Source organism: Flavobacterium sp. GSB-24, from assembly GCF_027924665.1.
GTDB lineage: Bacteria > Bacteroidota > Bacteroidia > Flavobacteriales > Flavobacteriaceae > Flavobacterium.
Window position 1 is genome coordinate 4,089,065 of sequence record NZ_AP027043.1, and the last position, 16,892, is coordinate 4,105,956.

Genomic DNA, 16,892 nt, shown 5'->3' on the forward strand with positions numbered 1-16,892 from the left:
AAGAGATTATTCTTTTGCAGTAGAATCTTTTGTTTTACTCTTCTCTCTTTCTTCGATACGTTTGTGCCAGTCAGCACTTTCTTTGTTTAAATCGTAACCTTGTTTTGATAAATAGTTGTTGATTCTTCCTTTATATTTACCAAACCAACCGTGTTTTTCTTTAGATGATCCACCGTCCATTGCATGTTCTCTGGCTTCAACTAAAGCTTTGTAGATATAGTCTTTTTGTTCTGCCGTTAAATTTGGAAGCATATCGTTATAACCTGCAACTGTTATAGGAAGAACGCCATATGTCATTCCGTCTTTAACTTCAGTTATTTTGTCTTCTGATAATTCTTTACCTAATTTTTTAAGGTAAGATTTATGCAATTTTGCAATTGATTCATCTGCTTTTACTTTCAGTTTATCAATCTTTTCGTTTTGTTTTTCTTTGGCTAAGCTTGTATCTTCTTTTACTTTTTTGATTTCAGCATCTCTTCCATCCTGAATTTCAGTTAAATCTCTGAATTGTTGTGCAATAATATTTGAAACCGATTTTTCTTTCGCTTCGTTTTTTAAATCTAATTTGGTAACGATTTTTGTAGCTCTTTCGTTAGTAACCTTTACATATTCAGGATCTAAATGCTGCTGTGCATTTAAAGTTGAAAAGGCAAAAACAAGCGATAATAAACCAGCATTTATTTTATTTAGTGCCATGATTTTATTTTTTAGTTATTTAAAAACATTCTTGCTCATTACTAAACAAGAATGTTTTCAAAAATTATTCCTTATTTTAAATCTAATAAAGGTCTAACTAATGTTTCTTTGTTATTAGCCAGATCTTTCCAGTTTACTTTTATAGCTGGATTCACTCCGTTGATGTAGTCTTCAATATTAGAATATCCATCTCCGTTTAAATCACCTTTTGCATCAGATGGATCATTCGGATTTAAACCGTATTTTTTCTCCCATGCATCTGGCATTCCGTCTTTATCAGTATCTACATAAGGTTTTCCTTTGTATTCTGGATATCCGCCAACTTGAGAAATGTCTGTAATAATTCCTTTTTTATAAGAATCCATTGGTAAACGTCTGTGTTCGAATTGATAGAATTCTTTTTTCTCTAATCCTTTTGCATATTCTGGAACTCCAGTTTTTACAGTTCTTACGATTCTTTCGTCTACTTTATCTCTAATTGGCAAAGTAGCTCCAACATTTTTAAGAACGAATTCATAAGATTCTTCTGCAGTCATGAATTTATTGAACCAAGGCATTGGAAAAGGTTTGTCAACTTTCATTTTAGAGAAGTATTCTTTTGATTCCTCATACGTCATCAATTCGCCTTTTTTGTTCTCCAACTGAATTCCGCCGTCCCAGTTGTCTTTGGTAACTTTTTCGTTTCCGTTAACAACATTTCCATTAACATAAGCTCTACCAAAAACCATATAAGGTAACTTACTTCTTCCTGATTCTGGTTTTAAGATTCTGTAGCTGATTGGCTGTGTTAAATCGGTAACCGGACCTGGTTTGTAGAAGTTGTTGATGATGTTGTAATTTGCTGTATAATCTCCACCATCTGTAGATCTGTTGTACCAGTTGAAAACTACGTTATTTACAAAATTGAAAATTCCGTTCCAACCTATAGAAGGGTTTCTTCCTGCGTTGTTAGCCCACATATTTCTCATGAAAGAACAGTTTTCTCCACCTAAAGTACTTCCGAAAGCATGATTGTAAGTATCTAATGCTTCTCCGAATAAACTGTTTTGGATCGTAATATTTACAGTTCCAACTTTAATGTCTGGGTAACCTGGCCCTGGATTGTACATGTGTCTGTAGATTGACATATTTTCGTCTAATCCCCAAGTTGCAGAAACGTGGTCGATCATGATATTACCAACTGGATTTCCTCCAATAGCATCATCACGACGGCCTACAAAAGTTTCTCCACGACGGAAACGTACGTGTCTTATAATTACGTCATGTGTATCAATCCAAGTTGATTCTCCAGCAATACAAACACCATCGCCAGGAGCCGTTTGTCCTGCAATTGTAATGTAAGGCGCACGAATAATCAACGGACTTTTTAATCTTATAATTCCAGCAACATTAAATACCACTATTCTCGCTCCTCCTTGCTCGCAGGCTTCACGCAAAGTTCCTGGTCCGCGGTCTTCAAGACTAGTTACCGTGTAAACTTTTCCACCACGACCTCCAAATGTGTACATTCCGCCACCCTCAGCACCTGGGAAAGCAGGAATTTCTGCCTGAGGTAAATCTGTTGGTCTTGCTGCCCACGGAATATACGGTTTACCATGTTTTGCTTCTTCTTCAATAACAACTAAAGCTTTCTGCCAAGCTTCATCAGAAAGTCTTTGAGCTTCTTCTTTAATTGCTTTTTCCTGTGCCTGAACTTCTGGACTTATCTTTGGATATTGAGCAAAACATTTTGCACTTCCTAAAAAAAGCAGAGATGATGCGATAAATAATGCGGAATTTTTCATGTTAATTTCTAGTTGTGGTAATTCTTTTTAAACAAATCACCTGTATCTTTTGACGAATACAGGTGAAAAGTTTTATATGATAATTCTTTTTTGATATTATAATTTATTCTTGATAATTATATGTTCCTTGTCCTCCAAAATTATCGTTCCAACCAATCGTTTGTAACAACCAAGGGTTTGAAGTTAGAGCTGTTGTATTAAGACCATTAATATAATAATTTGGATTAAATTTAATATTAACAGCTGCCCCATTAAAATTATCCATCGGCGTAATTAGTGGCGTGCGGATAAAGTTTGCATTGTAAAATGCTGCTAAAGTTGTTAATTGTGCTCCAAAATTTGCCGCATCTGGATCTGCTACTACACTTGCACGAGCAGCAGCTAAAGGATCTGTAGTTGCAGAAGTTGTTGCAACTCTGTACTGCAAAAAGTTACCCGTACGTTTAGTTCCGTTAATTGGAGTCAAACCTAATTTACTCACTGTACCTCCTGTAACTCCTGGCAGAGCTTCATTATCATATAACATCCATCTTTGAACATCCCAGAAACGTTTTCCTTCGTACGCCAATTCTACTCTTCTTTCATATAAAACAGCTTCAATTGCTTGATACTTATCAGATAATGTTCCAATACCATAATTGTTTGCAGAAGGAATACCAACACGATTTCTAATTCTTCCTAAATAAGTTAAAGTACTGTTAGTCTGTCCTAAAGCTGCATAACATTCTGCAATATTCAATAATAGCTCTGCATAACGATATTCAAAAATATCCGTTCCCGAATATTGGAAGTTGGTTTCTTTACTAGCATTAATATTAGTCATTTTTCTAACGAAAGCTGGACTAGAGATTGCAGTGTTTCCATCTGAAAAACCTGCTTTATTTGAACCATCTACCCAACGGTAAGCCCAAAGAACGCTGTTAGGAGTTTCTTTACTTCCCCATTTTGAACCAGAGAAAGCAAAAGTTCTGTAAAATCTTGGATCTCTGTTCAGGAAGAAAGTAAAATCGTTATAACCATTTGCTGCAGTTGGCCTACTACCATCTGCCATCGGAAATAAATCTATCATTTCTTTTGGAGCAGCAACTCCTCCTCCTGTACCGCCTAAACTCAATAAACGAATTCCTTTTTCCCATGAATTATTAATGGCTTGAGAAAGATTACCAGTTCCGCAAAGCTGCACTGTAATTGCTTCTGAGCAAAAAGCATTGTCAATTAAAAACATTTGTTCCCATTGTTTTGCATTACTTCCGTATAATCCGTAACCGTCTGCAGTCAATTGAGCTTCTGCTTCTAATCCAGCTTTTAAAGCTGCTTCCCAACGCTCATTTGAACCATCCCAATTTTTATTAAACAGAGGACTCGCAAATGTTAACAATACTCTTGCTTTTTGTGCCATAGCTGCTCCTCTTGTAAATCGTCCATAAGCACCTGATGCCCAATTCCCAGGTAATAAACTTGCTGCCATATCTAAATCTTTTACGATTTGAGCTACAACTTCAGAAACTTTTGCTCTCGGAAGCTGAATCGATGGATCATCAGCTGCTGCTTCCTGAACAGTCGTAACAATTGGTACACCACCATATACGCGCATTAAATCAAAATACTGCATCGCACGCATATAGTACATTTGTCCTTTTGCCTGATCACGAAATGTTTTATCCAAATTTGAACCTTTTACATCAACTTCTTCTATAAAAGCGTTGCATTCTCTAATTCTATTATAAGGATGGTTATTAATGCTTGTTGTTAATTTTGCTCCGTAATAGCCACTTCCATCAGCGGAGTTTACAAGGGTTTTATTAGGATTAATAAAATCTTGTGTACCTCCTAGTTCCTCTGTCAATCTTGAGTTGGCATCTGTATAAGAACCAATAATTGTAGAAGTTGGTGATTTATAAGCATTGTAAAAATCATAATATTGATTATCTACATAGGCTTGTGCACGCTCTTGAGTTTGGTAGAACGTATCATCATAAAAGCCATAACCTTTCTTATCTTTTAGAAAATCATCACTACAAGAAACCGCACTTGCAGCAAGTAATAATGATAGTGTTATATATTTAAATGGTGTTTTCATAGTTTCTTTTTAATTTTGATTAGAATGATACGTTAAAATTAAGCGACCAAGTTCTAAGTGTAGGATAATTTACTGAAGAATTATCATACATATTTCTATAATGATCTGGATAAGGATTGTATAAATCCCAAAGATTATTACCTGTTATACCCAATGTTATAGCTGCAATTTTCGTGTCTGCAAAAACTTTCTTTGGTATATCGTAATTAACACTTAAGTTTCTAACAAAACAACGGAAAGTATTTAGCTGCCAGAAGTCTGATGGACTAGACATATACGTCCATTGTGCTACATTCGGATATTTACCATTTGGATTGTCCTCACCATACATATCTCTCCAGAAACTCTCACGAGACCACATATTATTTGCAGATGATGTACCTTGATTTACTAAATCTACAAAATTAGCTCCTCCCCAAGATGTTGCAATTTGGGCTCTCAAAGAAAATCCCTCATATTTAAATCCTAAGTTTGTTGTAAAACCATAAGTTCTGCTGCTATTTGCTAATTTCACATAATCATTCTCTTTCATGATTTGTCCATCTGCTGGTGCTAAAGTTCCATCAGGATTAAGCTGACCTGCAACATCTTGATAAGCCAAAGATCCTTTTCTCATTCCTGCAGCAGAATTGATATCAAAATATCTTGGTACTCCTCCAGCCGCAGTAGCACGTTCAGTTAAGTAAGCCCAGTAATTTGCAATATCTTCGTCTGTACGCAAAATACCGTCTCCTGTTGATGTCCCTTTCCAAACTGCAAATCCCCACACTGGATTAAATGATGAATATCCCACTCGCGAAGTATTACTAGATGGAAGAACATTTCCTTGATCAGGGAATTTTTTGATTTCATTGTTATTGTAACTAAAGTTGATCCCAATATTGTAACTCAAATTACTTTTTATTTTATCACTCCAGTTAATAGCAACTTCATGTCCCCATGCATCAATTTGACCATAGTTTTGTTCAGCATAAGCTCCTCCTACAGAAATTGGCACACCTACAGCACTGCTCATATCTGTTAACATATCCTTATTTTTGTCGTAATAGAAATCATACGTTAAGCTTAATCTGTTTTTCAACAAATTAATATCAACCCCAATATTGTTTTTTATAGTAGTGTCCCATGTTACATCTCTGTTTGGATTTACTCTAGGAGTTAAACCATTTCCATTATATCCACCCCCGCTAGTAGGTGTACCAGATCCGAACTGAAAACCTTTATCTACAATTAGGTCATAATACTGCTCCCATCTCCATGGTTGAATATTATCTTTACCTGTTTTACCAATAGAGTAGCGAATTTTAAAGAAATCAACCCACGGTACACTTTTTTCGAACCAGCTTTCTTTAGACATTACCCAACCCACTTGAACAGATGGGAAAGTTCCCCAATAGTTTTCTGGTGCAAATTTTGTCGATGCATCGCTACGAAGAATAAACTGGAACAAATATTTTTGTTTGAAACTATAATTGAAACGGCCAAAATAAGATAAAGTTCCTCCTTCAACTTTTGTAGCCTGGCTATTAGAAGTGCTTAATGTTCCCGCAGTACGATAATCTCCTAAATAGTCCTTACCTGTGTTTTCATATGCTAAACGAGTAAATGTATTATACACTTCTGAAGCTTCACCTCCTACCATTGCGCCAATCTGATGATCTCCAAAAGTTCTGTCATAGTTAATCATGAAATCTCCCTGAGTACTTTTTCCGTCTGTATTATTATAATAAACTCTTGAGTTTCTTGCATTCGTTTCTAGAATATAACTACCTGCCGGATTAGTTGTTCCATTATAAAAACTAGGATTAGCTGCACTTGCTAAGTGTCTGTCTTGAAGTTGATAATCTCTAATTCTAACTAAATCATATGGCAATTGAATTTGTTCTGTATATGATGAACTTTGATTTCTTGAATAAGTTACCTTAAAAGATAATCCTTTAACTGCAGCTACTTTATAATTTAATGAAGCATTTACATTGAATGTATTATCATCAGTAACTTGATGTGAACCATTATTTAAATTTGCAAAATAGTTCCAGCCAGCAATATTGTTATTCGCATTTGCACTTCCAAAGTTTTTGTTTGAATTAGGAAATGGAGAAACATAATAATTTTTACCATCTATAGTTGTTTCCCAAGGCACATGTTGCGGCATATGCAGCAAGAATCCATAATCTGCTTGTTCTCCACCAGAAGCAGAAGCATAACTTCCGTCACTAATATTTGACGAGGCTTTGGTAAATGATTTATCAACTGTTCCTACGTTCCCAGAAACAGAAGCAGAAAAATCTAAATTCTTAGCAATTTTTGCATTTATTCCTGTACGGAAATTCCATTTATCATATTTTTGGTTTCCTAAATTAGCATCTTGTGTTAAATAAGTTGCACCTGCAAAATACGTAATATCTTCATTACCGCCACTCACGTTAAAAGAGTGTTTTTGTTGAATAGCTGGTTTCCAAGCTTCATCTAACCAGTTATAATTTAAACCTTTCATTTGCTCCAATTCTGAAGCTGAATATATAGTTGTAGGATCAATCACAGCTGGAGCAGCCACTCTTGAATTAAAAAATCTATTACTGAAAACTCCAAACTCATAAGCATTCAATACCTTACTATGGCTAACTGCATCGTTGACAGCAAATTGACTGTTATAAGAAAATTTTGCTTTACCAGCTTTACCACGTTTGGTTTTTACCACAATCGCACCTTGTGAAGCACGAGAACCGTAAATTGCAGCAGAACCATCCTTTAATACAGTAATACTTTCAATCTCAGAAGGATCTAATCTATTAAATTGTTCCATTGTAGGTTTACCGTTACTCGGGTCAACTTGAATCATATCGTCAATGATTATCAAAGGAATACTAAAACCTCCATCTTTAGATAAACTAAAAGTTTGACGAATTTGAATAGTTCCTGATTCACCCGGACGACCTGTCCCACTAGTAACATTAACTCCTGGAACTAATCCTTTCAATGCATCAGATAAATTTGTCACAGGCAAATCCATCACATCATCTGGTTTAATTGTAGCAATCGCTCCAGTAAGCTCTTTTTTCTTCTGACTACCATAACCAACTACAACAATATTTTCAAGTTGATTAAAATCGTCTTCCATTTTTGCATTAACTATAGAACGATTGTTAAGTGGTATTTCTGTTTTTTTCATTCCAATGAAAGAAAAAACTAATGTTGAACCGCTTTTTACTTTAATCTGGTATTTTCCATTGTAATCTGTTGTAACTGAATTTTTAGTTGATTTTTCAGTAACGTTAACTCCAGGCAATAGTCCTCCTAAATTATCCGTAACAGTTCCTGTTACTGTAACTTGAGTAGAGTTTTGAGCATAACTCAGTACACTCATCAGTGTAAACAAAAGAAAACTACATCTCTTTATAAGTGCTTGTTTCATAAATGTTTTTTTTGGTTAGGTTATTAATTGTTAGTTAGTCATGTTTTAAACATGTTTTAGTTTTAATAAACTTTACTTAAAGAAATCTTAACAAAGAAGATTAAATGTCCAAAACACATTTATTTTAATATTCCAAAAATATGATGATGATACATTAGAACCGTCCTGCTCTATCCTGTTTTAATCGAGGAATGTCAAAAAAAATGCGACTAAAAAAACAATATTAATAAAAAACGAATGGAAAAAATAGACGAACCAAAATATTTAAGACAAATGTTTGCTTAAAACAAAATTTACAAACTTAATTTGATTAAAATTCTACAAGATTAATATCAAAAATAAACATATAGTATATAATCTGCAAAATAACAACCATTGTGGCTGATAAATAAGAGCTTATACCAAGCGCTTTTTTTACGAAAACGATAGAGATAAATACTAATAGTATATTTATTTTATACTACATAACCTACAAAAAAAAACGCATTGGATAGTTACAGGACAGTATAAAAGTTTAAATGTTTTTTATAAAAAAATTTTTTTTTTAAAAGTAAATTCTGACCAACAAAATTTAAATACTTATTTTTTATTTGTTCATTTAACAGAAATCGCCAAAAAACCCGCTAAACATAGATGTTCAGCGGGTTTGTTAAAATAAATTTCGTTGTGTTTAACCGTTACCTCTTATAATGCTTATCATTTATTCGGATTCCATCCGTTTAGGACTAAATCTCGATCATACTTTTTAATATCTTCTTTCTTCAATTGATGCGACCAAGAAACTCGTTGAGAAATCCCTTTAGCACTTAAACCTTTACTTCCAAATTCTGCATAATAAGCTGTTTTGTCTTTATCTGGAAATCTTGTGTCAATCCATGCATTCCAGCCTTCTGGAATAATATGCGAACCTAAATCTGTATTGATGAAAACAGTTTGAGCATAAGGTCTCCAAGGTCTTCCCAAAAATACTTTATCGACAAATTTGTCTTTGGCTGTAAGTTTACAATCAACGAAAACAAATCCGTAAGTCTGACCTTGCGGAGTCGAAGCTGCCGTTATATAAGAGTTCGTTAAACTTTCGATCGTACATTTATAAAAATAAGCTGTTGCAGCACCAAAAATAAAATCGGTTGTACCGTTGATGAAACAGTTTTCAAAATAGATACGCGTTTTTTCTTCAGATAAATACAGTGTATCCTGATTACCTAGAAGATTGCAATTCTTTACTATAACCCGATCACTTTTAATATGAAGCGCCACCGCCTGCCCTACTCTTCCTGCGGTATTTTCTACAGTAAGATTTTCTAGCGTACAATCATTTCCTTTTATTAAAAAAGAATACGAAGTTCCCGTTCCAAAAGCGGTCTTTCCTGATGGATCTTTTTCTCGAAGCGGTTTTCCCGAATAATCATCAAATGAAATAATCGTTTTGTTTCGATCAGTTCCTTTTAAAGTGATGAACGTTTTAGAAACTGGAATCTCCAATTTCTCTTTATAAACTCCTGGCTTTATAGTTATTACAACACGCTTGTCTGAATTGTCTTTAACATTATTAACCGCTTCCTGAATGGTTTGAAAATCTCCTGAACCGTCTTGCGCAACGGTTAAAGCTAATTTGTTATCGAGCGTTTGTGCTGAAATTGAAAGTGTTGTTATTAAAAATAATGCTAGAATGTATTTCATAAAGTCTCATTTTAAAGTCTTAGATAAAGTGTATCTGTAGAGACGCACCGCAGTGCGTCTACGCGATGCTGATTTTAATTGTCACTAATAATTATTGATCTAAATGCGTAAGACGCACAGCAGTGCGTCTCTACCAAAAATAGGAATCTATTTTGCAATTTCTAATGCGACATCCAAACCGTCATTTCCCCTTTGCCTTTATTTCCCCATGCAAAATACGGAATCAATTTTACTGGTACTGCAGTTGCATCTTTCGAATTAAGCGGTTTGTACAAAGTTTTATTCCAAGAATTATCCGATTTTATGACCGCTTCTGCATCAATGCTTACTAAGTTTCTATTATTAAGGGTGAAATTGTTAGTCGTAAATTTCGAATTCACATTTAATGCAATATCATTTACACTTGTTTTTGCAGGAAGCTGATCTGATTCTAAACAATAAACCAGCGGTCCTCTTTTTACAGCGATTTGATTTTTAACTTCTTCAACCAAAGGATTGGCTTCCATCAATTCAACTGGCATTGGAAGATTTAATTCGATCAAATCTCCTTTTTTCCATTTTTGATTTAATTTTAAATAAGTGCCGGAAACGATTTTGTCATTAATCTTTGCGTTATTAACTGAAACCGAAGCATTCTGACTCCAGCCCGGAATTCTTAAAAAGAAATTCTGCAGATCTTTTGGAGCTTTTACAATTTTCAACGTTATTTTTCCATCCCACGGATAATTCGTCTGCTGTTCGATTTCGATTTCTTCTCCGTTTAACGATTTTGTTTTCAAAGAATTACTTCCGTATAAATTTACATACAAACCTTCTTTTGAAAGATTGTAAGCATAATTTCCAACTTCGGCAACTGTTCTTGTTACGTTTGGTGCACAACAATTTGATAAGGCAATATAACCTTCACGTTCATTTCCCCATCTTTGGTGAAACGGCAGATCATTAGACACATTCAGCGGATTATTGTAAAGGAATTTTTCACCTTCCAAATCCATTCCGGAAAGTACGCTGTTATAAAGTGCCAACTCCACAATGTCAGCATATTTGGCATCTCCGGTAATTTGAAGCATTCTCCAATTCCATAAAACATTTCCAATATTGGCACAGGTTTCGGTATGAGCTGTTGCATTTGGCAATTGGAAAGGTCTTCCGTACGCCTGATGAATTTTCTGTACTACAGTTGGATCATAAGAAGTTCCGTCTGGTGAAACGCCGTCGTATAAAGAGCCGCAACCACCTGTAATGTACATTTTACGATATGTTACATCATCCCAAATCGATTGCAGATTGTCTAACAATTTCTTTTCTCCTGTCTCCGCATACAAATCGGCAACTCCTGCGTAAAGATAATTTGCTCTTACAGCGTGACCCATTGCGGTTGTCTGCTGTCTAAACGGAACTCTATCCTGATTATCATCGGTTCCGTCATTTGTAGTACCGCGAATGTCGATTAAATTATTGGCCAGTTCCAGATATTTTGGATTTTTAGTAGTTCTATACATTTCGACAATTCCCATATAATGTGACGGACAAATTGCATTTCGAGCCAGTTCAGGTGATGCTTTTTTGTAGAAATCATATAAGAAATTGGCAACGCCTTTTGCAATATTTAAGAAGTTGGTTTTTCCTGTAGCACGATAATGAATGCAGGCAGCAGTCATTAAATGTCCCATATTATATTTCTCAAAACCCAATTGTTTTTTTACTTCTTCTGGTCCTAAGGTTCCCCAACGTTCGTCGATTAAAACGGGTGTATGAATGTAGCCGTCTTTGCGCTGTACTTTCGCGAAAAGCGCAATAGCCTTGTCCATTTCAGCATCCAGTTTTTTATCTTTTGTAACGGCATAAGTTGCCGCCATTCCTTCAAAAATTTTGTAGAAATCACCATCATGAAACGAAGGCCCTTTAAACGTTCCTTTGCTTACGCCTGCTGCAATTTCGAAGTTTTTGTAAGCATGCGAAATCTCATCGTTATGATACAAATCCCACATATAGGGCAGGGTGTTTTTGGTTTCTACATCAAATTGTTCTTTCCAGAAACCATTTGTCCATTTTACATCTTGTAAGCCAATGCTTTGCAGTTTTGAATACGGACTTTCTGAATTCGCAACCAAACCTTTGTTTTGTGCAAAGATTACTGTTGAAAGAAATAAAGAGGATAGGATGATGTTCTTTTTCATTTTGATTTGTATTGTATTATTGAACGCTGATGAAACGGATTTACTTCGTAAAAACGCAGATGAATGCGGATTTTTTCTTTTGCCACGAATTACACTAATTTTCACGAATTATTTTTTTATAGTAAGTACGAAAAAATTAGTGAAAATTAGTGTAATTCGTGGCAACCCTTTTTTTATTTTACAAAGAAATTAATTGTTCTGCTCATTGAATCTCCATCGGCATCTTTTACCTTTAATACGAAAGAAGCAAAACCTTTTTCAACGGTTGTAAACTGAATTTCTTTTCCTTTTAAAACTACTTTTCCATTTTTAAGATCAGAGAAAGTGTACACAGGTTTGTTTTCATAACCTTTGAAAAAATCTGCAGCATTTAAAACTTTCTTTTCACCTGAAGTCACAAAATAATGTGGTGTTGACAACCAATTCAGATAATTATCTAATTGCGTAAAACCGTCTTTATCACTATCCTGATTCGCATCTGAAAAATCTCCTGCTTTCGAATTTTCGTTCAAGCCAAAAGATTTTTCCCACCAGTTTGGCAATCCGTCATGATCAGTATCCCAATCTGAAGGACGCGTTTCTGAAGCAAAATTTGGCCATCCACCTGCATCTTGTTCGTTGTCTATCATACCGCCAAGACCGCTTTTACTTCCTTTATAAGTAAAAGTTCCTTTTAAAGTTTCATCTACAATTCGGTTATCGTGTTTGTCGAAAAACGGCTGATTCGCCCCAACATCAGAAAGTACATTTTTATAAGCCGCTTTCGCCGATTGCGTTTCTACATAAGAAGGGAAAAATGGTTTCTCTACGAAAGTTTCATATTCTACCTTTTCATTATGGCTTATAGTAGATTTTCTTCCTTTATCCTGAGATTTTTCATCAAAATAACCAGGCATAATATTTCCGTTAAAGTAATAACGCTGCATTCCTTTTCCAACGCCTTCGTGCTGTGCATTTAAAGCCACAAATATTTTAGTTGAAGCGCCTGGTTTGTAATAATTGTTTACAAAATTAACTTCGTTTGCACCACCGTCTGTAGTTCTTTGTCCCCAGTTGTAAACCACATTATTGGTAATATCCAATCGGCCGGTATAATAACCATCACCGTTTAAACCGCCGCCAATACTCCAGTTACGGCCATAATTATGAGCCAATAAATTATGGTGAAAACTTCCAATATCTCCGCCAATTGTAGCAGCAAATCCGTGCATTTTTCCAGCTGGATATTTATCATGTCCCGCCACATTCAACGCTTCAGAAATTAAAGTTCTTTGTAACGTAATATGATGTGCACCACGCGAACTAAACGATTCGTCAATTGTCCAGCTAATCGAGCAATGGTCAATAATACTGTAATCTGCACCTGTTAATCCCATTCCGTCAAAAGTAGTACCGCCTCCAATTCTTACTTTTAAGAAGCGCACAACACCATCATTTCCAGTCAATCCAATTGGTGCTCTGCTAATGGTAATTCCTTCTCCCGGAGCGGTTTGTCCTGCAATAGTGATATAAGGCTGATTTGCTACTAATCTCGAAGCCAATTTTATATTTCCCGAAACATTAAAAACAATCGTTCTCGGTCCAATTTCCTGATTGATGGCATCACGTAAACTTCCTGGTCCGTCGTCATTTAAATTGGTTACTTCGATTACTTTTCCGCCGCGTCCACCAACAGCATAACGGCCGTAACCTTCTGCACCTGGGAAAGCCAATTGTGCCGGTTTAAACGACCATACATTTCCTAAAGTTACTTCTCCATTTGCATCAACTTCATCCACTCTCCAGTAATACGTTGTACCTGAATATAAATCTGAAACCGTAAAACTTTTATCAGTTAGTTTTCCTTTGAATTCTTTTGAAGATTCCGTTGCATTTTCTACGGCATTTTTATCTTCGCCAAAATACAACTTATGAGCTGCCACATTTTTTACAGCATCCCATTTTAAAGTTAGAGTTTTACCCACTTCAACATGTTCGTCACGGTTTTTTGGTTCAGGAGTACGCGCCTGATTCATCAGGTTTGGCGTGTCAATTTCAAAACCATTAATCACGATTTGTTTTACAACATCTGGATTTGAAGTCGGATCAATTTCAAAACGAACAATTACATCTCTGCCTTTTTCTGCATTAAAAGTGATATACGCCATCGATGCATCAATTTTAGCATTGGCTCTCTGACTTGCATTTACCGTTTGCTGCAGTTTTCCGTTTACGAATATTTTTATCGGAGAAAAAGTTTTTCCTGTAATGACATCAAAAGCGTTATGAAAAGTTAAAAGCGTGTGTTTTCCTGCTTTCAATCCACTGATTTTCAATTCTAAATTTTCAGAAGTTACTAATCCGTCGCTTCCTAATCTGTTATAAAACGGAGCACTCATCCCGACTTTGTACCACTTAGAAGTAAAATTTCCTTTTAACTTAAATGACACGTTATTAAATGATTTTTCAGCTTCTTTTCCTTCATTAATCACCCAAGAATCATAACTCGGATCGTGAACCTCTTCTAGTCTTCTTTGAAAAAAGTCGAAATCGACTTTTACTATTTGTTTATCAGTATGCTGAGCTGATTGTGCTTGCCCGTTTGTGGTCAAAATCAGCGACAAAACAGCGGCGTTTATTAATTTCTTTATCATTTTGTTTGGTAATAGTTAGTTTAATTTTGTTTTTTCTGCTTCAGATTTTCCTAACAGATTTATAATGTCTTTTTTTCTTTCTTCCGGAATAACTTTTAAAACCTTCAATTCGCCATTCAGGAGTTCGGCTTCAATTGTTGTATTTTGTTTTGCATGTAATTTAAAGTGAACATTCCAATCTTTTGGCCAAGCTGGGAAAAGATAGATTTTTCCGTCAGTTTCCTGCAAAAGCATTTCCTGCATGCCTATCATTCCCGAACCGCCCCAATTATGATCTGGAACCCAGTCAAATCCTGGTCCCCAAAAGGCAGGGAAACGTCTGTCTGAATTGGCCATTTTTAGCGTATTATATTTCATCGCTTCTTCTGTTAATCCCAAACGTGCTGCAAAAATATTGTCTTGTTTCCACCCAATATGACTTCTAAATTTTAAAGCATCGAGATCGTATTTCCAAGTGTTTAAAGCCGTTTCCAAATCAGGTTTTCCAATGCCGTAAATTCCCCACGGATAAACTGGATACAATTGTGGCACTTCCGAATTATTCACTCTTTCCCAAGATTTTGCAGGAAGTAAAACTTTGTGATTTTCAATCTGCCCAAAATTTAAAGGCGGAATTCTGTTTTGAAATCCTTTTAAATATTCGGCATCTTCTTTTGACAATTCTTTTGCCGAAAGGTTTAAAAGATTGGCTGTAATAACTTGTAAAGCTGAAATGGTACTATTGGCATTATTTGCCATTTTATACGTTTCTGCTCCCGAACCCGGAAAAAGAACCAATTTACCGTTTCCGTCCAAACCTTTTCTCCCTCTTTGTTTCGATAAAAATTGATAATGTTCATCAAAAAAGCGAAGACAACTGATTATGAAAGCATTGTATTTCTGAATATCTTCTCCAGCATATTCTTTTTGCTGTAACATCATTTTGCAGAATTCAAAAACCGTATCCCATTCATATTCCAGCCACGCATTATATTCCATTCCTGGATCGTAATCTGCAGGACGTTTCCATTCGTATTCTGCGGGATTTGGTAAACCGAAATTTTCCAGTTGTTCTGTAAATGATGCGCCGTTATGATTCCAATATACTTTGCTTCTTAATTCGGCATTTTTCTGTAAACTCAAATAATAATCCAGCTGTGATTTCATCATGTCAAAATCACCGCTTTTTACCATCGAAAAATAAACCAAACGCTGGTTTTGAGCCGTCATGGTTCCTCCTCCCCAATTCCTGAAATCGGGAGTAAAATCTAAATCGGGGTTTGTAAAAACAGGATCAACGGTAAACAATCCGCCGTTGAATTTTGTTGGATATTTTCCGTACGCATTACAGCCGAGCATATATCGAAACAGCTGATAATTCTGTCCGATTTGATAAACTGAATCTTTAGCATTGGATTGATTTTTCTGAGTAAAAATAAAACTGCGGTTCCAGAAAGTATTCCACCATTTTATCGTGTTTTTTTCTGCTTGTTTCGAAGTGTTCTTGTTAGCAGAAATCAGACTTTTCAATCCATTCTCCCAAGTAGAAAAATCAGATTGATTGGTATTTAAATAAATTTCTAGTGAATGTTTTTTGGATGGCTTTACGCTTTTTAAATTAAAACCTTTAAAATCTGTCGATTGGTATTTTCCTAAATACGTTCCGTCAGGTTTTAGATTTTCGCCAATCATAAATCCGCCGAAAGTTAAATTCTTAAGCGGATTAAGCATTTGGTCTTTAACCGATTCCATTTTCTGCTGTTTTACCGCTACATCAAAAACGGTGTTTTCTCTGTTTCTGTGATAGAATTTTATGCCGTTATTTTCAAATGCAATCGAATCTTTATAGGTAATAATATCTCCCTGAGGCGCCCATTTATAAGAATTGGCATTATTGGCTTTTCCTTTTGAATCTCGGTTTTTATAACGCCAGCTTTCATAAGAAGCTGTCATTTTTAATGTCTTTTTACTTTCTAAATCAACATGGATGATCGGTTTAAAAACATCTACCCAAAGTTTGATTTTAGTGTCATTCTGCCCAACTAATACATATCCGTCTTTCAATTTCAATTCCTGATGAAAACCTGCTGCCTTCTCAAAAGGATTCGGATTTAAAGTTACTTTTACTCGTCCTAATTTCAATAAAGTATTGTGTTCGTCAAAAGTGCCGCTTCTTGAAAAATAAAAATACAAATCGCCTTTTTCTACCCACACATTCATGCCAATATCACCACCTCCCAAAGGCATTGATTCTGATGAATTATTGCTCTGTGTTGTCCAAACCTGATTGTAATTTTCGAGCACAGGGACTTGTGCTTTAAGGCAAAGCGTTGTGAAGAGAAGTATGTATTTAATGTATTTCATTTTTTTCTTTCCTGCAAGGTTTTTAAATTTTTAATTTTCTCTCGCAGATTTATTCTCATTTTTGTCATTTCGACGAAG

Annotated in this window: 8 protein-coding genes; all 8 read right to left on the bottom strand. The window is 35.3% G+C overall.

Annotated features, from left to right (window positions below; genetic code table 11):
• Window positions 1-6: 6 nt before the first annotated feature.
• Window positions 7-696, bottom strand: a complete 690-nt coding sequence (locus tag QMG60_RS17570) for a DUF3826 domain-containing protein (RefSeq protein ID WP_281865837.1) — start codon at window positions 694-696, stop codon at window positions 7-9.
• A 71-nt stretch (window positions 697-767) separates the two neighbouring features.
• Window positions 768-2,480: a polysaccharide lyase gene (locus tag QMG60_RS17575; protein ID WP_281865838.1), complete on the bottom strand. Its 1,713-nt coding sequence runs from the start codon at window positions 2,478-2,480 to the stop codon at window positions 768-770.
• 103 nt (window positions 2,481-2,583) lie between these two features.
• A complete protein-coding gene (locus QMG60_RS17580) occupies window positions 2,584-4,560 on the bottom strand; it encodes a RagB/SusD family nutrient uptake outer membrane protein (protein WP_057116089.1) in 1,977 nt (658 codons plus the stop codon).
• Between the two features lie 19 nt (window positions 4,561-4,579).
• Window positions 4,580-7,975 carry a SusC/RagA family TonB-linked outer membrane protein gene (locus QMG60_RS17585; RefSeq protein WP_281865839.1) on the bottom strand — a complete coding sequence of 1,132 codons (3,396 nt, stop codon included), beginning with the start codon at window positions 7,973-7,975 and terminating at the stop codon, window positions 4,580-4,582.
• A 696-nt stretch (window positions 7,976-8,671) separates the two neighbouring features.
• A complete protein-coding gene (locus tag QMG60_RS17590; RefSeq protein WP_281865840.1) occupies window positions 8,672-9,658 on the bottom strand; it encodes a pectinesterase family protein in 987 nt (328 codons plus the stop codon).
• A 161-nt stretch (window positions 9,659-9,819) separates the two neighbouring features.
• On the bottom strand, window positions 9,820-11,838 hold the full coding sequence (locus QMG60_RS17595; protein WP_281865841.1) for a glycoside hydrolase family 127 protein: 2,019 nt from the start codon (window positions 11,836-11,838) through the stop codon (window positions 9,820-9,822).
• A gap of 173 nt (window positions 11,839-12,011) precedes the next feature.
• On the bottom strand, window positions 12,012-14,471 hold the full coding sequence (locus tag QMG60_RS17600; protein ID WP_281865842.1) for a T9SS C-terminal target domain-containing protein: 2,460 nt from the start codon (window positions 14,469-14,471) through the stop codon (window positions 12,012-12,014).
• Between the two features lie 15 nt (window positions 14,472-14,486).
• A complete protein-coding gene (locus QMG60_RS17605) occupies window positions 14,487-16,814 on the bottom strand; it encodes a DUF5703 domain-containing protein (protein WP_281865843.1) in 2,328 nt (775 codons plus the stop codon).
• Between the last annotated feature and the right edge of the window lie 78 nt (window positions 16,815-16,892).